18 protein-coding genes and 3 pseudogenes are annotated in these 19,130 nt (G+C 71.7%); 12 read left to right on the plus strand and 9 right to left on the minus strand.

Annotation, left to right across the window (positions count from 1 at the left end; all coding sequences use genetic code 11):
- Window position 1 precedes the first annotated feature (1 nt).
- Window positions 2–1,192: a quinolinate synthase NadA gene (nadA, locus tag AC1VM9_RS16680; protein WP_483123448.1), complete on the minus strand. Its 1,191-nt coding sequence runs from the start codon at window positions 1,190–1,192 to the stop codon at window positions 2–4.
- Between the two features lie 160 nt (window positions 1,193–1,352).
- Between nadA and AC1VM9_RS16685 the strand changes: the two are divergent.
- The 5 genes and pseudogenes from AC1VM9_RS16685 to erpA all read left to right on the plus strand — a co-directional run.
- A pseudogene (locus AC1VM9_RS16685) lies at window positions 1,353–1,436 on the plus strand (short-chain dehydrogenase); the annotation flags it as partial.
- Between the two features lie 154 nt (window positions 1,437–1,590).
- A complete protein-coding gene (locus tag AC1VM9_RS16690; RefSeq protein WP_483123449.1) occupies window positions 1,591–2,121 on the plus strand; it encodes an SDR family NAD(P)-dependent oxidoreductase in 531 nt (176 codons plus the stop codon).
- A complete protein-coding gene (locus AC1VM9_RS16695) occupies window positions 2,118–3,317 on the plus strand; it encodes an S-adenosylmethionine:tRNA ribosyltransferase-isomerase (protein ID WP_483123451.1) in 1,200 nt (399 codons plus the stop codon). Before AC1VM9_RS16690 ends, AC1VM9_RS16695 begins: the two co-directional genes overlap by 4 nt.
- A gap of 24 nt (window positions 3,318–3,341) precedes the next feature.
- The gene (locus tag AC1VM9_RS16700; RefSeq protein WP_483124038.1) at window positions 3,342–4,505 is read left to right on the plus strand and encodes a glycerate kinase family protein; all 1,164 of its coding nucleotides are present in this window, start codon (window positions 3,342–3,344) and stop codon (window positions 4,503–4,505) included.
- Window positions 4,506–4,754: 249 nt separating this feature from the next.
- On the plus strand, window positions 4,755–5,132 hold the full coding sequence (gene erpA, locus AC1VM9_RS16705) for an iron-sulfur cluster insertion protein ErpA (RefSeq protein ID WP_323098708.1): 378 nt from the start codon (window positions 4,755–4,757) through the stop codon (window positions 5,130–5,132).
- A gap of 67 nt (window positions 5,133–5,199) precedes the next feature.
- Here the strand turns inward: erpA and AC1VM9_RS16710 are convergent, their stop codons facing one another.
- Entirely contained in the window at window positions 5,200–5,394 is a 195-nt protein-coding gene (locus AC1VM9_RS16710; RefSeq protein ID WP_483123452.1) for a hypothetical protein, read from the minus strand.
- A gap of 97 nt (window positions 5,395–5,491) precedes the next feature.
- On the opposite strand from AC1VM9_RS16710, the gene AC1VM9_RS16715 reads away from it, so the two are divergent.
- A complete protein-coding gene (locus AC1VM9_RS16715) occupies window positions 5,492–6,478 on the plus strand; it encodes a carbohydrate kinase family protein (RefSeq protein ID WP_483123453.1) in 987 nt (328 codons plus the stop codon).
- A gap of 44 nt (window positions 6,479–6,522) precedes the next feature.
- Window positions 6,523–7,197, plus strand: coding sequence for a leucyl/phenylalanyl-tRNA--protein transferase (gene aat / locus AC1VM9_RS16720; protein WP_483123454.1), 675 nt, complete (start codon window positions 6,523–6,525; stop codon window positions 7,195–7,197).
- Here the strand turns inward: aat and AC1VM9_RS16725 are convergent.
- Both AC1VM9_RS16725 and AC1VM9_RS16730 read right to left on the minus strand, forming a co-directional pair.
- Window positions 7,166–7,483, minus strand: a complete 318-nt coding sequence (locus tag AC1VM9_RS16725) for a sulfurtransferase TusA family protein (protein ID WP_481343955.1) — start codon at window positions 7,481–7,483, stop codon at window positions 7,166–7,168. The two genes, aat and AC1VM9_RS16725, sit on opposite strands and share 32 nt — an antisense overlap.
- Entirely contained in the window at window positions 7,480–8,694 is a 1,215-nt protein-coding gene (locus AC1VM9_RS16730; protein WP_483123456.1) for a cysteine desulfurase family protein, read from the minus strand. Before AC1VM9_RS16730 ends, AC1VM9_RS16725 begins: the two co-directional genes overlap by 4 nt.
- A 140-nt stretch (window positions 8,695–8,834) precedes the next feature.
- Between AC1VM9_RS16730 and ctaC the strand changes: the two genes are divergently transcribed.
- The 3 genes and pseudogenes from ctaC (at window position 8,835) to AC1VM9_RS16745 (ending at window position 11,920) form a co-directional block, all read left to right on the plus strand.
- Window positions 8,835–9,761 carry an aa3-type cytochrome oxidase subunit II gene (ctaC, locus tag AC1VM9_RS16735; protein ID WP_481346123.1) on the plus strand — a complete coding sequence of 309 codons (927 nt, stop codon included), beginning with the start codon at window positions 8,835–8,837 and terminating at the stop codon, window positions 9,759–9,761.
- Window positions 9,758–11,513: pseudogene (gene ctaD / locus AC1VM9_RS16740) on the plus strand (aa3-type cytochrome oxidase subunit I). The gene ctaC and the pseudogene ctaD overlap by 4 nt, the downstream one beginning before the upstream one ends.
- A 5-nt stretch (window positions 11,514–11,518) precedes the next feature.
- Window positions 11,519–11,920, plus strand: coding sequence for a cytochrome c oxidase subunit 4 (locus AC1VM9_RS16745; protein ID WP_481343986.1), 402 nt, complete (start codon window positions 11,519–11,521; stop codon window positions 11,918–11,920).
- A gap of 404 nt (window positions 11,921–12,324) precedes the next feature.
- On the opposite strand, the gene AC1VM9_RS16750 is transcribed toward AC1VM9_RS16745, so the two are convergent.
- The 5 genes and pseudogenes from AC1VM9_RS16750 to ctaE all read right to left on the minus strand — a co-directional run bounded on the left by AC1VM9_RS16750 (window position 12,325) and on the right by ctaE (window position 17,265).
- Entirely contained in the window at window positions 12,325–12,678 is a 354-nt protein-coding gene (locus AC1VM9_RS16750) for a metallopeptidase family protein (RefSeq protein WP_483123457.1), read from the minus strand.
- Window positions 12,679–12,817: 139 nt separating this feature from the next.
- Window positions 12,818–14,578, minus strand: a complete 1,761-nt coding sequence (qcrB, locus tag AC1VM9_RS16755) for a cytochrome bc1 complex cytochrome b subunit (protein WP_481346121.1) — start codon at window positions 14,576–14,578, stop codon at window positions 12,818–12,820.
- Window positions 14,575–15,675 (minus strand): cytochrome bc1 complex Rieske iron-sulfur subunit, encoded by a 1,101-nt coding sequence (qcrA, locus tag AC1VM9_RS16760; protein WP_483123458.1) that lies wholly within the window; start codon window positions 15,673–15,675, stop codon window positions 14,575–14,577. Before qcrA ends, qcrB begins: the two co-directional genes overlap by 4 nt.
- Window positions 15,676–15,724: 49 nt before the next feature.
- Window positions 15,725–16,531 carry a cytochrome bc1 complex diheme cytochrome c subunit gene (gene qcrC / locus AC1VM9_RS16765; RefSeq protein WP_481342700.1) on the minus strand — a complete coding sequence of 269 codons (807 nt, stop codon included), beginning with the start codon at window positions 16,529–16,531 and terminating at the stop codon, window positions 15,725–15,727.
- Window positions 16,532–16,603: 72 nt separating this feature from the next.
- Window positions 16,604–17,265: pseudogene (gene ctaE, locus AC1VM9_RS16770) on the minus strand (aa3-type cytochrome oxidase subunit III).
- 305 nt (window positions 17,266–17,570) lie between these two features.
- On the opposite strand from ctaE, the gene AC1VM9_RS16775 reads away from it, so the two are divergent.
- Window positions 17,571–18,041 carry a PleD family two-component system response regulator gene (locus tag AC1VM9_RS16775; RefSeq protein ID WP_481342702.1) on the plus strand — a complete coding sequence of 157 codons (471 nt, stop codon included), beginning with the start codon at window positions 17,571–17,573 and terminating at the stop codon, window positions 18,039–18,041.
- 4 nt (window positions 18,042–18,045) lie between these two features.
- Window positions 18,046–19,098 carry an anthranilate phosphoribosyltransferase gene (gene trpD / locus AC1VM9_RS16780; RefSeq protein ID WP_481346119.1) on the plus strand — a complete coding sequence of 351 codons (1,053 nt, stop codon included), beginning with the start codon at window positions 18,046–18,048 and terminating at the stop codon, window positions 19,096–19,098.
- Window positions 19,099–19,130: the final 32 nt, after the last annotated feature.

The following is a 19,130-nucleotide window of genomic DNA, read 5'->3' on the forward strand; positions in this document are numbered from 1 at the left end:
CTCAGTCCTTGTGGGTCTTGCCGGGCAGGGCGAGCATCCGGTCGAGTGCGGCGCGGGCCTGCGCGGCCACGGCGGGGTCGACGCGGATGGGGTTGACCACGCGACCCTCGACGAGGGACTCGAGGGCCCAGACGAGGTGCGGCAGGTCGATGCGGTTCATCGTCGAGCAGTAGCAGACGTTCTTCTCCAGGAAGGCGATCCGCTGGTTCGGGAACTGCCGGGCCAGACGCCGGACGAGGTTGAGCTCGGTGCCGACCACCCAGGAGGTGCCGTCCGGCGCTGCGGCGATGGTCTGGATGATCTTCTCCGTGGAGCCCACCTCGTCGGCGAGCTCGACGACCTCGTAGCGGCACTCGGGGTGGACGATGACCTTGACGTCGGGGATCTCGCGGCGCGCGGCCTCGACGGCCTCGACGGAGAAGCGGCCGTGCACCGAGCAGTGCCCGCGCCACAGGATCATCCGGGCGCCCTCGAGCTGCTCGTGGGTCAGGCCGCCGTTCGGGCGGTGCGGGTCCCAGACGACGCAGTCCTCGAGCGAGAGGCCGAGCTCGCGCACGGCGGTGTTGCGGCCGAGGTGCTGGTCGGGCAGGAAGAGCACCTTCCCCCTGCCGTGCACCCCGCCGACCTCGTCGAAGGCCCAGTCGAGCGCCGTGCGGGCGTTCGAGGAGGTGCAGATGGTGCCGCCGTGCCGCCCGGTGAACGCCTTGATCGCGGCCGAGGAGTTCATGTACGTGACCGGGATCGTCCGCTCGGCGACGCCGGCCGCAGCGAGCTGCTCCCAGCAGTCCTCGACCTGGGCGATCGCGGCCATGTCGGCCATCGAGCACCCGGCGGCGAGGTCGGGCAGGATCACCGTCTGGTCCTCGCTCGTGAGGATGTCGGCCGACTCGGCCATGAAGTGCACGCCGCAGAAGACGATGTACGGCCCGTCGGGACGGGCGGCGGCGTCGCGCGCCAGCTTGAAGGAGTCACCCGTGACGTCGGCGAACTCGATGACCTCGTCGCGCTGGTAGTGGTGGCCGAGGACGAACACCGAGTCGCCGAGTGCGGCCTTCGCGGCCCGGGCCCGCTGCACGAGCCCCGGGTCGGAGGGGGCCGGCAGGTCGCCGGGGCACTCGACCCCGCGCTCGGTGTGCAGGTCGGTGCCCCGGCCGAGCACGAGGAGGGGCAGCGGGGCGGGTGCCGTCGTCATGCCCAGATCGTATGCCGCCGCGGGCGTGCCCCACGCCACCGCCCGACGTCCGGCCGCAGGCGGCGGCACGGGGGAGACGTGCCCTTGACTTCAAGTGAGCTTGATGTCTGACGCTGGGGACGTCGACGACCCACGTCGACGACGACACCAGGAGGGACCGATGCCCACCGCACTCGTCACCGGCGCCACCCGAGGTCTCGGCCGCGCGCTCGCCGCGGCCCTCGCCCGCCGAGGCTGGACGCTCGTCCTCACCGCACGCACCACGGACGACCTGGACCGCACCGTCACCGAGGTCTCCGAGCTGCACCGCGCTCGCCGGACCCGCCGGGCCCGGACGCCCGAGCACGTCGACCGTCGGTGTCGCGGGCGACGTCGCCGACGCCGTCCACCGCCGCGAGGTGGTCCAGGCCGTGCGCGCCGCAGACGGTGGAGCCGGTCTGGACCTGCTCGTGGCCAACGCCAGCACGCTCGGGCCACTGCCGATGCGTCACCTCCGGGACGTGACGGTCGACGAGCTCGCCGCCGTCCTGGCCGTCAACGTCCTCGCGCCGCACGAGCTGGTCCGCTCCCTCCTGCCCGACCTCGAGCAGGCCGGTGGCGCGTTCGTGAGCCTGTCCTCGGACGCCGCCGTGGGCCACTACGAGACGTGGGGTCCCTACGGCGCCTCGAAGGCGGCGCTCGACCACCTGACCCTCACCCTCGGCGAGGAGGAGCCGGCCGTCCGTGCGTGGGCCCTCGACCCGGGTGACATGCGCACCGCGATGCACCAGGACGCGTTCCCCGGCGAGGACATCGGCGACCGCCCGCTCCCGGAGGAGGTGGCGGTGCCCGCCGTCCTGGCCCTGCTCGAGACGCGTCCACCGAGCGGCCGGCTCGTCGCTGCGGAGATCCTCGCCGCTCGCGGCTCGCAAACGGCGGTGTCGCGGTGACGACGCTGCTGCGCCACGCCCCCTCGACGCGGTTCCGCGCGACGGGCGACCTGACGGCGTCGTCACCGCCCGAGGAGCGCGCCGGCTCGCGGGACGCCGTGCGGCTCCTCGTCGCGCAGGACACGGCCGACGGCCCACGGGTGACCCACACCCGCTTCGGCCGGATCGCCGAGCACGTGCGACCCGGTGACGTCCTCGTCGTCAACACGTCGGCGACCTCCGCCCGTGAGGTCGACGCCGTCCTCGACGGCCGCGGCCCCGTGGTCCTGCACGTCGCCACAGCCCTCGACGAGCAGACCGTCGTCGTGGAGCTGCGCTCGGCGCCGGACGCGTCCGTGCCCGTTCTCGACGCCGTCGTCGGCGCCGTCGTCGACATCGACCTCGAGGCCCCTGCGGCCGACGTCCCCGCCCCCGGGGCTGGAGTGGGCTCCGGCTCGGGGGCCGCCGGCCCGGCCGTCGTGCGGGCGAGGCTGCACCTCGACGCGCCCTACCCGCACGAGGGGTCGTCACCGACGGGGGTGGGAAACCGGCTCTGGCGCGCCACGGTCATCGCCCCCGACGGCCCGACGGCGGCTCACGACGTGCCTGAGCTCCTCACCGGCCTGGACCGCGTCGGCCGGCCCATCGCCTACGGCTACCTCGACCACCGCTACCCGCTCGCCGCGTACCAGACCGTCTTCGGGAGCGTCCCGGGCAGCGCCGAGATGGCGAGCGCCGGGCGGCCCTTCACGGCCGAGCTCGTGACGCGCCTCGTCACCGCGGGCGTCCTCGTCGCACCGGTCCTGCTCCACACCGGGGTGTCGTCGCAGGAGGCCGGCGAGGCGCCGCAGCCCGAGTGGTTCTCGGTGCCCGCCCGGACCGCCGACCTCGTCAACCACGTCGTCTCGCACGGCGGTCGCGTCGTGGCCGTGGGCACGACGGCCACCCGCGCGCTCGAGTCGGCCACCGGTGCGGGCGGTACCGTCCGCGCCGCCGAGGGCTGGACTGACCTCGTCATCGGACCGGACCGGCCGGTGCGCGTCGTCGGCGGGCTCGTCACCGGCTGGCACGACCCGGAGGCCTCCCACCTGCTGCTCGTCGAGTCGGTCGCGGGTGCGGCCCTGACCCAGGCGGCCTACGACGAGGCGGTCGCGCACCGGTACGGCTGGCACGAGTTCGGCGACGCCGGCCTGTTCCTGCCGCGACGAGACCGGTAGCACCCGGGTGGGAGGATGCGACGCGTGCACGTCATCCTCGCACCCGACTGCTACACCGGCACGCTGACCGCCCGGCAGGCCGCGGCCGCCATGGCCGACGGCTGGTCGCGCAGCGCCCCGCACGACGCCCTGACGCTCGTGCCGCTGTCGGACGGCGGCCCCGGGTTCGTCGACGTCCTCGCCGCCTCCCTGGTGGGGCAGGTGCTCGGCGTCGTCACGACCGACCCGCTCGGGCGCGAGGTGCCGGGATCGGTCCTGCTCGTCGACGGGCCGGCCGGCCGCACGGCCTACGTCGAGTCGGCCCAGGCCGCCGGCCTGCACCTGCTCGGCGCGGACGAACGCGACCCGACGCGGACGACGTCCTTCGGCGTCGGCACTCTCGTGCTCGCTGCCCTCGAGGCCGGGGCGCGACGCGTCGTCGTCGGGCTCGGCGGCTCGGGCACGAACGACGCCGGCGCAGGCCTGCTCGCCGCGCTCAGCGTCGGGCCTCGTGAGCGCCTGGCGCGGGGCGGGCTCGAGCTGTCGGCCACCGACGCGGACGACGTCGCCGGCCTCGACGCGGCCCGCGGGCGCCTGCGCGGCATCGAGCTCGTCGTGGCGAGCGACGTCGACTCGCCGCTGCTCGGGCTCAAGGGGGCCAGTGCCGTCTTCGCGCCGCAGAAGGGCGCCACCGAGGAGGACGCCCAGCGCCTGGAGAACGCCCTCGGCCACTTCGCGAGCGTCGTCGCCCGGGTCCGTCCTCCGGCGCACGACCTGCTCACGGGGACGGCGATGCGCCCGGAGCGCGAGCCCGGAGCGGGCGCGGCGGGCGGCCTCGGGTACGCCCTCCTCCTCCTCGGCGCGCGTCGGACGTCGGGGGTCGGCGCGGTCCTCGAGGCCGTCGGCTTCGGCGGTCTCGTCCGGGGTGCCGACCTCGTCGTGACCGGGGAGGGCTGCTTCGACTGGCAGTCGCTGCGCGGCAAGGTCGTCGTCGGTGTGGCCGAGGCGGCCGCGTCGGTCGGCATCCCGGCGGTCGCCGTGCCCGGGCAGGCGCTCGTCGGACGTCGTGAGGCGATGGCGGCCGGCCTGTCGGGGGTGTACCCGGTCGCCGAGCGACCCGGAGACGTCGCCGCCTCCCTCGCCGACCCGGCGGCCCGGCTCGCCGACCGGGTCGCGCGGGTCGCGCGGACGTGGTCCCCCGGGCGGTGAGACCCCGTGCGGTGAGACCCCGTGCGGTGAGACCCCGTGCGGTGAGACCCCGGACCGCGCCGCTGCCGGTCCGCTCCCGGCTCACGACGTGGTCCCGAGTGTCCGCATCGTGGGCCGGCCGTGGGGGAGGGCCGTGAGGTCTGCACGTGCCCACGCCGCGTCGACGTATCCTTGAAGGGCCGGGAACACTTCCGGCGCGCCACGGGTTGAGACTCCTGACCCGTGCACCACGACGCGAAGGACCAGCACATGAGTGTCGAGACGAACGCTTCTCCCGCCGAGGCCCAGACCGAGGCCCCCGCCCACGGTGTCGTCCTCACGGACGTCGCCGCGACCAAGGTCAAGAGCCTCCTCGAGCAGGAGGGTCGCGACGACCTCCGCCTCCGTGTGGGCGTCCAGCCCGGCGGTTGCTCCGGCCTGATCTACCAGCTCTACTTCGACGAGCGCACCCTCGACGGTGACCTCGTGCGCGACTTCGACGGTGTCGAGGTCGTCGTCGACCGGATGAGCAGCCCGTACCTCGAGGGCGCGACGATCGACTTCGCCGACACGATCGAGAAGCAGGGCTTCACCATCGACAACCCGAACGCGGGCAGCAGCTGCGCCTGCGGCGACTCCTTCAGCTGAGCCGACGAAGGGCCCGACCGCAACGGTCGGGCCCTTCGCGATGTCCGACGCCGGCCACGTCAGTCGGTCAGCTGCCGTAGTCGCCGAGACCCCGGGTGAACCGCGCCGCGTCGTCCGGCACCTCGATGTCGACGTGCCGGGGCTGCCACGCCCGCGGAGCGGTGTGAGGGAGGTCGAGGTCCCGACAGTCCATCACGAGCTCGGAGACGCTGCCCGAGTCGAGCTCGTCCCTGGGGGAGGGGAACTCCAGCGCCGTGTCCATGCACCAACGCTAGTTCCGCCGCAGCCGCCCGCACACCCCGTACCGGCGGGTAGGTGTGCGCCACCCCGGTCGACGCCGTTCGCGCTAGGTTCTCCGTGTGCAGATCGCCATCACCGGTTCCATCGCCACCGACCACCTCATGACCTTCGACGGCCTGTTCGCCGACTCCCTCGTCGTCGAGCAGCTCGACAAGATCTCACTGTCCTTCCTCACCCAGGACCTGCAGGTACGGCGGGGCGGGGTCGCTGCGAACATCGCCTTCGGGATGGCCAACCTCGGCCAGAGCCCGATCCTCGTCGGAGCGGTGGGCGAGGACTTCACGGACTACCGGTCCTGGCTCGAGCGGCACGGCGTCGACTGCGCGTCGGTGCACTACTCCGAGTCCCAGCACACGGCCCGCTTCATCTGCACGACCGACCGCGACATGGCCCAGATCGCCACCTTCTACGCCGGTGCGATGTCCGAGGCGCGCGACATCGAGCTGGCCCCGGTGGCCCAGCGGGTCGGGGGCCTCGACCTCGTCGTCGTCGGCGCCAACGACCCGGAGGCGATGCTGCGCCACACCGACGAGTGCCGCAGCCGCGGCATCCCCTTCGCGGCCGACCCGAGCCAGCAGCTGGCCTTCTGCGACGGGCCGACCATCGCCCGCCTCGTCGACGGCGCGGACTACCTGTTCACGAACGAGTACGAGAGCCACCTGGCCTGCCAGAAGACCGGCTGGAGCGAGGACGAGCTCGCCGAGCGCGTCCGGGTGCAGGTCAAGACCCGCGGCAAGGACGGCGTCACCGTGCGCGTCCGTGGTGAGGAGCCCGTCGAGGTCGGCATCGCCCGCGAGGTCCGCAAGGCCGACCCCACCGGCGTCGGCGACGCCTTCCGGGCCGGCTACCTCACCGGCCTCTCCGCAGGCCTGTCGGTCCGCCACTGCGCCGAGCTCGGCTCGATGCTCGCGACGTACGTCATCGAGACCGTCGGCACCCAGGAGTACGCGCTGTCGACGACGCGGTTCCTCGAGCGGCTCGCCGACGCCTACGGTGCCGAGTCCGCCGACGAGATCGGCCCGCACATCCGGTGCCCGCGCCCGTGACCGCCGGACGCTGAGCCGCCCGGACGAGCCCACCGAGCGGACCCGTGCCCACCCCGCCCCCGCCCACCGCCTGGGACTTCGCGCTGGACCGCGTCCCGCCCGGGGAGGACCTCATCGGCATCGGCGCCGACCTCGAGGTCCCGACGCTCTACGAGGCGTACTCGATCGGCGTCTTCCCCATGGGCATCGGCGACCACGGCGCGGAGCCGATGGGCTGGTGGTCGCCCGACCCTCGCGGCGTCCTGCGGCCCGGGAGCCTGCGGGTGAGCCGCTCGCTGCGCAAGGCCCGGGCCCGCTTCGAGATCCGCGTCGACACGGCCTTCGAGGCCGTCGTCTCGGCCTGCGCCGAGCCCGACCGCGAGGGCCGGTGGATCACGCCGCAGATCGAGAGCGCCTACGCCGAGCTGCACCGGGCGGGCTGGGCGCACTCGGTCGAGGCGTGGGCGGACGACCGGCTCGTCGGGGGCCTCTACGGCGTGGCCATCGGCGGGCTCTTCGCGGGGGAGTCGATGTTCCACCACGCCACCGACGCGTCGAAGGTGGCGCTCGTCGGCCTCTGCGAGCTGCTGCGCGCCGACGGCGACCCGCGACGCGTCGTCGACGTCCAGTGGCAGACGCCGCACCTGGCCACCCTCGGCGTCATCGAGATCCCCCGGACGGACTACCTGGCCCTGCTGCCCGAGGCGCTCAGGGCGCCCCTGCCGGAGCCGTGGCGCTGACGCCGGGCTCCGCCGTTGGGAGCACCTCGACGTCGTAGGCGGTGTGGTCCTCACCGTCCCGGGCGCCGGCGAACCGGTGGCCGCGCATCCGGCACCAGGCCGGCACGTCGTGGGCGGCGGCCGGGTCGGTCGCGAGGACGGTGACGAGGCGCGGGGTCGGGTCGTCCCGGACGAGACGGGCCAGGCGGATGACCGGCAGCGGGCAGCGCTGGCCCCGGGCGTCAACGACGTCCGAGGCCCCCGAGGGGGACGCGTCGGGCCGGGGCGGGTCGGGCGAGGGCCTCACAGGTCCTCCACGCCGAGGCGGGCCCGCACGTCGGCCAGGGTCGGCCCGAGCGCCGCGCAGAAGGCCTCGACGTCGGTCCCGACGCCGGGTGACACGGCCGGCAGCGGCAGCGTGAGGCGGACGTTGCCGTGCGTCAGCACGCCCATGGCCGCGAGCACGTGGCTCGGTTCGAGGGTGCTCGACGTGCACGCGGACCCGCTGGCCACCGCGAAGCCCGTGGCGTCGAACGCTCCGACGACGACCTCGCCGTCGACGTAGAGGCTGGAGAAGGTGACGACGTGGGGGAGCCGGTCGTCCGGGTCCCCGACGACCTGGGTGTCCGGGAGAGCGGCCGCCGCGTCGCGGAGCCGGGACACGAGCCGCGAGGACGATGCGGCGTCGGCCACGCGCGTCGCCTGGGTCTGTTGCCAGGCCTCGGCGGCCGCGAGGGCCACGGGCACCCACGGCACGACATCGGTGCGGCCCTGCTCGACGTCGGCACGGGCACCGGACCAGTGCCAGCGCACCCCCTCGCGGACCACGAGAACCCCGAGCGGCGGTCCGGCCCACGTGCGGGCGTCGGCGACGAGCACGTCCCAGTGCTCCGGCACGGCGTCGCGTCCGACCGAGGCCGACGCGTCGACGACCAGCGGCACACCGGCGCGCCGGCACGCCTCGCGCGCCGCCGCGAGGGGCTGGCGCGTGCCGACCTCCCCGTTGGCGCTCTGCAGTGCCGCGACGACGGTGCCCGGGACCGCCAGGGCCGCCGTCCACGCGTCGAGGTCGACACGGCCGAGGACGTCGACGGGGACCTCGGCGGCGAGGGTCGGGTCCTGCGCGGCGGAGGACCGGGCCCGGGCCGGCACGAGGACGGCGGAGTGCTCGACCGCCGAGGCCACCGTCCGGGCCCCGCGGCGCCGGGCCCCGTGGAGGACGCCCTCGAGGGCCCTGGTGACGGCGGCCGGGCCACTCGGCAGGAAGCTCACCTCGTCCGGACGCACCCCGATGCCGGCCGCGACGACCTCGCGCGAGCGGTCGAGGAGCGCGCGGGCCCGGCGGCCCTCGGTGTGCAGGCGGGCCGGGTCGGCCCAGCCGGCATCCAGCGCGGCGAGGAGGGTGTCGCGCGCCGTCGGGTGCAGGGGGCCCGCTGCCGCGTCGAGAAGCCGGCGGACGGGGCCGGAGCCGCCCGCGGGAGCGGGCCCGGGGTTCGTGCCCGGATCGTGACTGACCACGCCGCAACGTTAGCCGCACCCTGCCGGACAACCTCTGCGACAGGGCGGTAGGGTTCGGGGGTGGGCACTGGCTGCCCTCGCACGGATGACGGGAAACGCCCGCGGGGCGCGCCCCGGCGCGCACACGAACGGCAAGAAAGGTGCACCTGGTGCCTCAGCACGACGACACCCCGGCGACGCCGGCGGTGACCTCGGCCGGACGGGGACGCAGGGCGGTCCGGGTCGCGGCGCTGGCCGCGGTCTCCGGTCTCGCGCTGGCCGGCTGTCAGGGTCAGCTGTCCGACGGGTTCCTGCCCACGGCGGTCTCCGACAGCGGCAGGCGGGTCACCGACCTGTGGGTCGGCAGCTGGATCGCCGTCCTCGCGGTCGGTGCCATCACGTGGGGTCTCATGCTCTACGCCGCAATCCGCTTCCGGAAGCGCAAGGGCGACGAGTCCCTTCCGGTGCAGCTGCGCTACAACGTCCCGATGGAGCTGCTCTACACCGTCATCCCGGTGTTCATGGTCGCGGTGTTCTTCTACTACACGGCCCGTGACGAGGCCGCCCTCGTCGACACGACGAGCCGGAAGCCCGACGTCACCATCAGCGTCGTCGCCAAGCAGTGGAGCTGGGACTTCAACTACGTCGACTCCGACGTCCACGAGAGCGGCGTGCACGTCCCGCTCGACGGCACGACGGGCAAGCGGGCTCAGATGCCGGTCCTCTACCTGCCGGTGAACAAGCGGGTCGAGTTCGTGCTCAACGCCCGCGACGTCATCCACAGCTTCTGGGTGCCCTCGTTCATGATGAAGATGGACATGCTCCCGGGCAAGACGAACAAGTTCCAGCTGACGCCGACGCAGACCGGTGAGTTCCAGGGCAAGTGCGCCGAGCTCTGCGGCGCCTACCACTCGCAGATGCTGTTCATGGTCAAGGTCGTTCCCCAGCAGGAGTACGACCAGGAGATGGCGCGCCTGGCCCAGCTCGGCCAGAAGGGCCTCGTGCCCGTCGACGCGAGCCGTGAGCAGATGGTGCCCGCCGACGCCGACAAGATTCCCGCACCCGCTCGGACTGGGAGCAACCAATGACCTCCGCCACGCTGAACCGTGAGGCCCGCCTCTCGACCCCGGCCGCGCGCCCGCGCCTCAAGGGCCAGACCTTCGTCAAGTGGGTCACGACGACCGACCACAAGGTCATCGGCAACCTCTACTTCATCACCTCGTTCGTCTTCTTCCTGCTCGGCGGGATCATGGCCCTGCTCATCCGGGCCGAGCTGGGCGCCGGGCCTGCAGGTCGTCGACAACCCCGAGCAGTTCAACCAGCTGTTCACCATGCACGGCACGATCATGCTGCTGCTGTTCGCGACGCCGCTGTTCGCCGGGTTCACCAACGCGCTCATGCCGCTGCAGATCGGGGCGCCCGACGTCGCGTTCCCGCGCCTGAACATGTTCGCGTACTGGCTCTACCTCTTCGGTGGCCTCATCGCCTCGGCCGGCTTCCTGACGCCGCAGGGCGCCGCCGCGTTCGGGTGGTTCGCCTACGCGCCGCTGTCGGACGTCGCCTACACCCCGGGGCTCGGTGGTGACCTGTGGGTCTTCGGCCTCGCCCTCGCCGGTTTCGGCACCATCCTCGGCGCCGTCAACTTCATCACGACGATCGTGTGCATGCGCGCCCCCGGCATGACGATGTTCCGGATGCCGATCTTCACGTGGACGGCGCTCATCACGTCGCTGCTCGTGCTCATCGTCTTCCCGATCCTCGCAGCCGCGCTGTTCGCGCTCGGTGGGGACCGCCGCTTCGGGATGCACATCTTCGACGCCGAGAACAACGGCGCGATGTTGTGGCAGCACCTCTTCTGGTTCTTCGGCCACCCCGAGGTCTACATCATCGCGCTGCCGTTCTTCGGCATCATCAGCGAGGTCCTGCCGGTCTTCTCCCGCAAACCGATCTTCGGCTACAAGACCCTCGTGTTCGCCACGATCGCCATCGCCGCCCTGTCGGCGAGCGTCTGGGCCCACCACATGTACGTCACGGGCCAGGTGCTCCTGCCGTTCTTCTCGGTCATGACCATGCTCATCGCCGTCCCGACCGGGGTGAAGTTCTTCAACTGGATCGGCACCATGTGGGGCGGCAAGGTCGTCATGGCCACGCCGATGTTGTGGGCGATGGGCTTCCTCGTCACGTTCCTCTTCGGCGGTCTGACCGGCATCATCCTGTCCAGCCCGGCCCTCGACTTCCACCTGTCCGACAGCTACTTCGTCGTCGCGCACTTCCACTACACCGTCTTCGGCACCGTGGTGTTCGCGATGTTCGCCGGCTACTACTTCTGGTGGCCCAAGCTGACCGGACGGATGCTCGACGAGCGCCTCGGCAAGCTGCACTTCTGGATGCTGTTCATCGGCTTCCACACGACCTTCCTCATCCAGCACTGGCTCGGCATCGAGGGCATGGCCCGGCGCTACCCGGACTACCTGCCCGAAGAGGGCTTCCAGGCCGCGAACATCGTCTCGAGCTGCGGCGCGTTCCTGCTCGGCGCCTCGATGATCCCCTTCGTCTACAACGTGTGGAAGACGTGGAAGAAGGCGCCGCTCGTCGAGTCCGACGACCCGTGGGGCTACGGCGCCTCGCTCGAGTGGGCCACCTCGTGCCCACCGCCCCGGCACAACTTCACGTCGCTGCCGCGGATCCGGTCCGAGCGTCCCGCGTTCGACCTGCACCACCCGGAGGCCGCCGCCGGCTTCCGCCCCGTGGCCGACCAGGGCACCCTCACCCAGGTGATGGGGCCGGCCGACGTCGACCACGAGCACGCCACCGCCCGTCCCGAGAAGCGTGAGGACTGAGCCCGATGCGCGTCGAGACCAAGCTCCTGGTCTACCTGTTCATCTTCTTCGTCCCGGTCACGCTGATCTACGGGTTCTGGTCCAAGTGGGAGGAGCCGATCGGCGTCACGGCGCTCGTCCTGACCGGCGCCCTCTTCGCCCTGTCGGGGTTCTACTTCTGGATGACCGGCAAGAAGCTGCCGCTGCGTCCCGAGGACAACGCGGGCGGTGAGATCGAGGAGGCCGAGGGCAACTACGGCTACTTCGTCGCCAGCTCGTGGACGCCGCTCTGGCTCGCCGGCTCCGGGGCCATCATGTTCGCCGGCCTCGCCATCGGGTGGTGGCTGTTCATCATCGGCGTGTTCTTCGCGATCCCGGCCGTCGTCCTCTGGGTGTTCGAGTCCTTCTCGGGCGAGTACTCCATCTGAGGTCTCGGTCGCCGAGGCCATCGGTCCTCGGACACCGGACGGGCCCGGCTGCCTCTGGCGGCCGGGCCCGTCCGGTGTCTGCGCGCCGACGAACGGCGGACATGACGAAGGGGAGGGCGCAGGACCCTCCCCTTCGTGCTGGCCGTACGACTCACGGACCTTCGGGTTCGTGGTGCGATCGTGTGGGAGAGAACATCCTCGCTTTGCACCTCCATCCGATCGGTGGTCGGTTCTTCGACCGTAGAGCCTGACGGCGAGGTCCGTAAAGGGCACGCGGCGTCCGGTCCGCAAAGTGTCCACCTTGCGAGACAGCATCGATGCTGCGAGGCAGTCAGAGGCAGTCAGAGGCAGTCAGAGGCAGTCAGAGAGAGTCAGAGACAGTCCGACGGCGCGGCACTGAGGCGTCATCCCCAGCCGAGCTCGTGCAGGTGCGCGTCGTCCATGCCGAAGTGGTGGGCCACCTCGTGCACGACCGTCACGGCGATCTCCTCGCGCAGCTCCTCGACGCTCGCGCAGAATCGCTCCAGGGGTCCCTTGAAGATGGTGATCCGGTCCGGGAGGGAACCCGCCGACCACCACTCGCCTCGCTCGGTCAGGGGCGTTCCCTCGTAGATGCCGAGCAGGTCGGGGTCCTCGGCCGGCGGCTCGTCCTCGACGAGGACCACGACGTTGTCCATGGCCCGTGCCAGCTCCTCGGGGATGAGGTCGAGGCCGTCGGCGACCGCCTCGTCGAACTCGGCATCGGACAGCTGGTGCACGGCAGCAGTCTCGCACGATGCCAGGCACCGGCATGCTGCAGCCGACGCTCGCCGGCGAGATGCCCGCAGACGCCGATGGCCCCGACCCGTTCGGGTCGGGGCCATCGGGTGTGCCGATCGGGGCGTCCGGACCGGCGGCTCAGTCGTGGTGGCGGTCAGCCTTGACGGTCTCGCGCTCGCTGCCCGCACGGGACTCGATGGCCTCGTGCTCACCCGCGGGGGCGGCGACGTGCCCGTCGTGCTCGTGGTGCGCGGCCTCGAGCTCGGACGGCGTCGGCGGAGCGACCCGGTCCTTGAAGTAGAAGTGCGAGAACTTGGCGCGCAGGCGCTCCTTGCGCGCGATCGGGCTGTCGACCCCGTTGGCGTCCTTGCCCGCCGTGAGCTGCAGCGGCTCGGCCGACTCGTGCTGGACGAGCACCCAGCGCTCCTCGGGCGTCAGCGGTGCGTGGATCTCCTCGAAGCGACCGTCGGCGTACCGCCAGATCGTGCCCGTCTCGCGGCCGTGCAGGACCTTCTGGCGGTCGGCCCGCTGCAGGCTGAGGCAGATGCGCTTGGTGATCATGAAGGCGATCGGCGGGCCGATGAAGAACAGCAGGCGCAGGGACTGGGTGATGTCGTTGATCGACAGGTGCAGCTTGATCGCCATGAGGTCGTTGCCGGCGGCGAAGAAGAGGACCACGTACATCGTGATGCCGGCGACGCCGATTGCCGTGCGCGTCGGGGCGTTACGAGGACGGTCGAGCAGGTGGTGCTCGCGCTTGTCGCCCGTCACCCAGGCCTCGACGAACGGGTACACGCCGATCAGCGTCCACATGATCGGCAGGAGCAGGATCGAGCCGGGGAAGATGTTCATGCTCCACGTGAAGCCGAAGGTCTCGAACTCGAGCCAGCCGGGCAGCAGGCGCAGCGCACCGTCGGCGAAGCCCATGTACCAGTCGGGCTGCGACCCCGCGGTGATCGGCGACGGGTCGTAGGGACCGTAGGCCCAGATCGGGTTGATCGTCACGACCGCGGAGATGAGCGCGATGACACCGAAGACGATGAAGAAGAAGCCGCCGGCCTTGGCGACGTACACCGGCAGGAGCGGGTAGCCGACGACGTTGTTGTTCGTGCGGCCCGGGCCGGGGAACTGGGTGTGCTTGTGCACGAACACCAGCAGGATGTGCGCCGTGAAGAGGCCAACGAGGATGGCCGGGATGAGCAGGACGTGTGCCGAGTAGAGGCGCGGGATGATCGCCTCGCCGGGGAACGCGCCACCGAAGATGAAGTAGGCCATGTACGAGCCGATGACCGGCACGGACTGGACGAACCCGTTCATGGCGCGGATGCCGGTGCCCGAGAGCAGGTCGTCGGGCAGCGAGTAGCCGGCGAAGCCCTCGATGCAGGCGAGCATCGACAGGATGGTGCCGAAGACCCAGTTGATCTCGCGCGGCTTGCGGAAGGCGCCGGTGAAGAAGACCCGGGCCATGTGCACGAAGACGGACACGATGAAGATCAGCGCCGCCCAGTGGTGGATCTGCCGGATGAGCAGACCACCGCGGATGTCGAACGAGATCGCGAGCGTCGAGCGGTACGCGTCGGACATCGTGATGCCCTGGAGCGGCACGTACGAGCCGTCGTACACGACCTGGCTCGCGCTCGGGACGAACCAGAAGGTGAGGAAGGCGCCGGTCAGCAGGCAGACGATCATCGAGTACATCGCGATCTCGCCGAGCATGAACGACCAGTGGTCGGGAAAGACCTTCTTGGCCAGGAACGACACGCCCTTGGCGGCGCCGAGGCGGTCGTCGACCCAGCCGGCGATGCCTCCGAGCGGCCTGGTGGCCGAGGCTCGCTCGTCGGCCTGGCGGTCGCCGGCGCGCAGGGCGTCGGCAGGACGGGTGGAGTGGATGGTGCTCATCGCGCACGCTCCCAGAAGCTCGGTCCGACGGGCTCGTGGAAGCCCTCGGGGGCGACGAGGTACCCCGCGTCGTCGACGGTGATCTTGAGCTGCGGCAGCGGCCGGCGGGCCGGGCCGAAGATGACCTTGCAGTCCTCGGTGAGGTCAAAGGTCGACTGGTGGCACGGGCAGAGCAGGTGGTGCGTCTGCTGCTCGTAGAGGCCCACCGCGCACCCCACGTGCGTGCAGATCTTGGAGTAGGCGACGACACCCTCGACGCCCCAGTCCTTGGCCTTCTGCACCTTGATGTCGTTCGGGTCGAGACGGATGAGGATGACCGCCGCCTTGGCCTTGGCCTCGAGGACGTGCTTGCCCTCGTCGAGGTACTTCTGCAGCGTCTCGGGCATGACGTGGAAGACCGACCCGAGGGTGACCTCGTCGAGGCGGATCGGGGTCATCTCCGGGTCACGCATGAGGCGGACGGGCTTGCCCCCGTTGTTGTCCTTGGGGTCCCAGATCGTGTGCTTGAGCTCCTCCACCGTGACCGGTCCGAGGGAGCCGGCGACCTGCAGGCCCAGCGGGAGCGCGAACAGGCCGAGCGCGCCGCCGAGGGTGTACTTCAGCACGGGACGGCGGGCCATCTGGGTCGACTCGACGCCGGCCGCGACGACCTGGACGGCCTTGGCGCGCTCCTCGGTCGTGGACGCCTGGAGGTGGCGCTCCTCGACGATCTCCTCGTCGGACATCAGGGTCTTGGCCCAGTGCACCGCACCGATGCCGATGAGGAAGATCGCGAACCCGAGCGACAGGCCGAGGACGATGTTCTGCGTCTTGGTCTTGCCGACGCCGGGGAGGAAGAAGGTGGCCTCGTCGGGGATCGCGAAGTAGCTGACGAGGAAGACGAGCGTGGCCAGCATCGACAGGCCGAAGAGCGTCGCGACCTGGCGCTCGGCGCGCTTGGCGGCCCGGGGGTCGTCGTCGGCGGCGCGGTGGATGTGCGGCGGCAGCCCCGGGTTCTCGAAGCTGTCGGCCCCCGGCCGGGGCTCGAGAGCGCCCGACTCGGACCCGGGCGCGAGCGCCGTGCCCGCTCCGGTGTGCGTCGTCTCGTTGTCGTTCATCGGGTGGTGGTCCTGTCGTCGTGCGTGATCGGGACGATGCGGTGGGCGCTCATGCGGCCTTCTTGCCGAGCCAGACGGCGCAGGCGATGAGGATGCCGAGACCGAAGACCCACGCGAAGAGGCCCTCCGAGACCGGCCCGAGGTTGCCGAGCGTCAGGCCGCCGACGTTGGTCTCGTTCTCCTGCGCCTTGAGGTAGGAGATGACCTTCTGCTTGGCCTCGGGAGTCAGGTTGGTGTCGTTGAAGACGGGCATCGACTGCGGCCCGGTGAGCATGGCCTCGTAGATGTGCGTGGGCGTCGTCTCCTGCAGCGACGGCGCGTACTTGCCGCGCGTCAGCGCGCCGCCGGCGCCGGCGAAGTTGTGGCACATGGCGCAGTTGACGCGGAAGATCTCGCCACCCTCGGCGATCGCCTTGTTGTTCTCCTCCGAGCCCGGCTCGAGGACCTTGGTGGACGCCGCGTCCGGCACGGCCGGACCCGGGCCGAGGGAGGCGACGTAGGCGGCGAGGGCGCTGATCTGCTCCTGGGAGAACTTCACCTTGTTCACCGGAGCCTGGACGTTGGGCGCCGCCAGCGGCATGCGGCCCGTGCCGACCTGGAAGTCGACGGACGCCGCGCCGACGCCGACGAGGGACGGACCCGACTTCGTGCCCTGGGCGTTGAGACCGTGACACGTGGCGCAGTTGGCGAGGAAGAGGTTCTTGCCCTCGGCGACCGTGTCGGCGGCGACGGATGCGGCCGCGTTGGCGTCCTTGGGCGCGAGGAAGGAGTAGGCGCCTCCGGTCACGAGAAGGCCGAGCAGCAGCAGCACCGCGATCGCGGCGGGGTGTCGGCGTCGGGCGGCCAAGGCTTTCACTGAGTCTTCCTGTCGTCCAAGGGGGTCACGGGTCGTGGTGGGGCGGAAGGGCGTTCGCCGGACGGGTCCGCGTCAGCGCAGGATGTAGATCGTCGCGAAGAGCGCGATCCAGACCACGTCGACGAAGTGCCAGTAGTAGGAGGTGACGACGGCGCCGGTGGCGTTGGCGTGCGTGTAGCGACGCGTCGTGAAGGTGCGGGCGATGATGAGCAGGAAGGCGATGAGGCCGCCGGTCACGTGGAGCCCGTGGAAACCGGTGGCCATGTAGAAGACCGAGCCGTACGCGTCCGAGCTCAGCGTGACGCCCTCGTGGACGAGCTCGGCGTACTCCATGACCTGGCCGGCGATGAAGAACGCGCCGAAGAGGTAGGTCAGGACGTACCACTCGCGCATGCCCCACGTCCTGAGGTCGAGGAGCTTGCCGGTGCGGGCCTTCTGGCCGCGCTCGGCCTTCCAGACACCGAGCTGGCACCACACCGAGGAGACGACCAGGACGAGGCAGTTGACGCTGGCGAAGGGCAGGTTGAGCTTCTCGGTCTGCTGGGCCCAGGCTCACCCCGCACGGAGCGGAGCTGGAAGTACACGGCGAACAGACCCGCGAAGAACATGAGCTCGCTGGAGAGCCAGACGATGGTGCCGACGGCAACCATGTTCGGGCGGGTCGCCGGGCCGTGGACGGCCGGGCTCGCTACTGCGCTGGAAGGAACTGCTGATGCTGTCGCCACGTTGGACATTATTCCCACATTCATGGACGCGGATGCGAGCGACCCCCCCGATTGCCGGGACGCTGCCGGGGATTCGTGACCATTCCGACACGTCCGGGTCGCCGTGTCCACCGGCCGCCGGCGAGAGGTCCGGTTCACGCGACGTCACGGCGCGGTGCGACGGCGCTCGTGGGTCGTACCGGGATCGTGCCGGGATCGTGCCGGGATCGTGCCGAAGGCGGTGCCGAGGGAGTGCCCCCGGGCCACCGGTACGGCGTCCCGGCCACCGGGAGGGTCCCGCGGACGCGGGTGTGCGGGCCGGTAGCATCTGGCGCATGACCGCCTCGAACGACACCGCAGCGCAGGGCACCTCCACCGACGTCGTGACGTCGTCCGGTGGCGCGCCCCGGCTGGCGCGGGTCAGCGTCCTGCTCTACAGCGACGACTACACGACGCGCGACGCCGTCCGGGCCGCCGTCGGTCGCCGCCCCGCCAAGGACGTCGAGGTGGTCCGCTGGCACGAGTGCGCCACGGCCGACGCGGTCATCAGCTCGGTCGAGGCCGAGCGGTTCGACATCCTCGTCCTCGACGGTGAGGCGGCCAAGGTCGGCGGTCTGGGTCTGGCCCGCCAGCTGAAGAACGAGATCTTCGAGTGCCCGCCGATCATCGTCCTGACCGGGCGCCCCCAGGACAGCTGGCTGGCCGCCTGGTCGCAGGCTGACCTCGCCGTGCCGCACCCCCTCGACCCGATCGCGCTGACGGCCGCCGTGACGACCCTCGCCCGCGCCGTCGTCCCCAACGCCTGAGCCCATGGGGTCCGACACGACGACGACCTGGCCGTCGGTCTACGCCGACCTCATCGCCGGGCGTGACCTCGACCGCGACACGGCCGCGTGGGCGATGGACCAGATCATGGCGGGGGAGGCGACCCCGGCGCAGGTGGCCGGCTTCCTCATGGGCCTTCGGGCCAAGGGCGAGAGCGTCGACGAGATGCAGGGCCTGGCCGAGCAGATGCTCGCCCATGCGCGGCGCATCGAGGTCCCGGGGCCCAGCGTCGACATCGTGGGCACGGGTGGGGACCGGGCCCACACCGTCAACATCTCGACGATGTCGGCCATCGTCGTGGCGGCGGCGGGGGTGCGCCTCGTCAAGCACGGAAACCGGGCCGCGTCGTCCTCGTCCGGCTCGGCCGACGTCCTCGAGGCGCTCGGCATCGACCTGTCGCTGACGCCCGAGCGCGTCGTCGAGGTCGCCCAGGAGGCCGGCATCACCTTCTGCTTCGCCCAGACCTTCCACCCGGGCTTCCGGCACACCGCCGTTCCGCGCCGCGACCTCGGCATCGGCACGGCCTTCAACTTCCTCGGCCCGCTGACCAACCCGGCCCAGCCGACGTATGCCGCCGTCGGGTGCGCCGACGCCCGGATGGCGCCCCTTCTCGCGGGCGTCTTCGCCGGCCGGGGCAAGGACGCCGCCGTCTTCCGGGGCGACGACGGGCTCGACGAGGTCACGGTGTCGACGACGACCACGGTCTGGTGGGTCCGCGAGGGCCGCGTCGCGGACCGGGTCGTGGACCCGACGCGCCTCGGCCTGCCCCTGCACCCGCTCGAGGCACTGCGCGGCGGCGACGCCGAGCACAACGCCGGGGTCGTGCGCGAGGTCTTCGCCGGAGCGCCCGGAGCCGTCCGGGACGCCGTGCTGCTCAACGCCGGCATCGCGCTGGCGCTGACCCGACCCGACTCGGGGACGGGTCAGGAGGACTTCGACGCGGACCTGCGCGCCGCGATGGACCTCGCGGCCCGCGCCATCGACGACGGTTCGGCCACGCGTGTCGTCGAGCGTTGGGTCGCGGCCACGCGGTCCTGACCGGGACGGCTGCCCGGCCGGTCAGCGCCGGG

This window comes from Monashia sp. HAY1-11D (assembly GCF_056868035.1).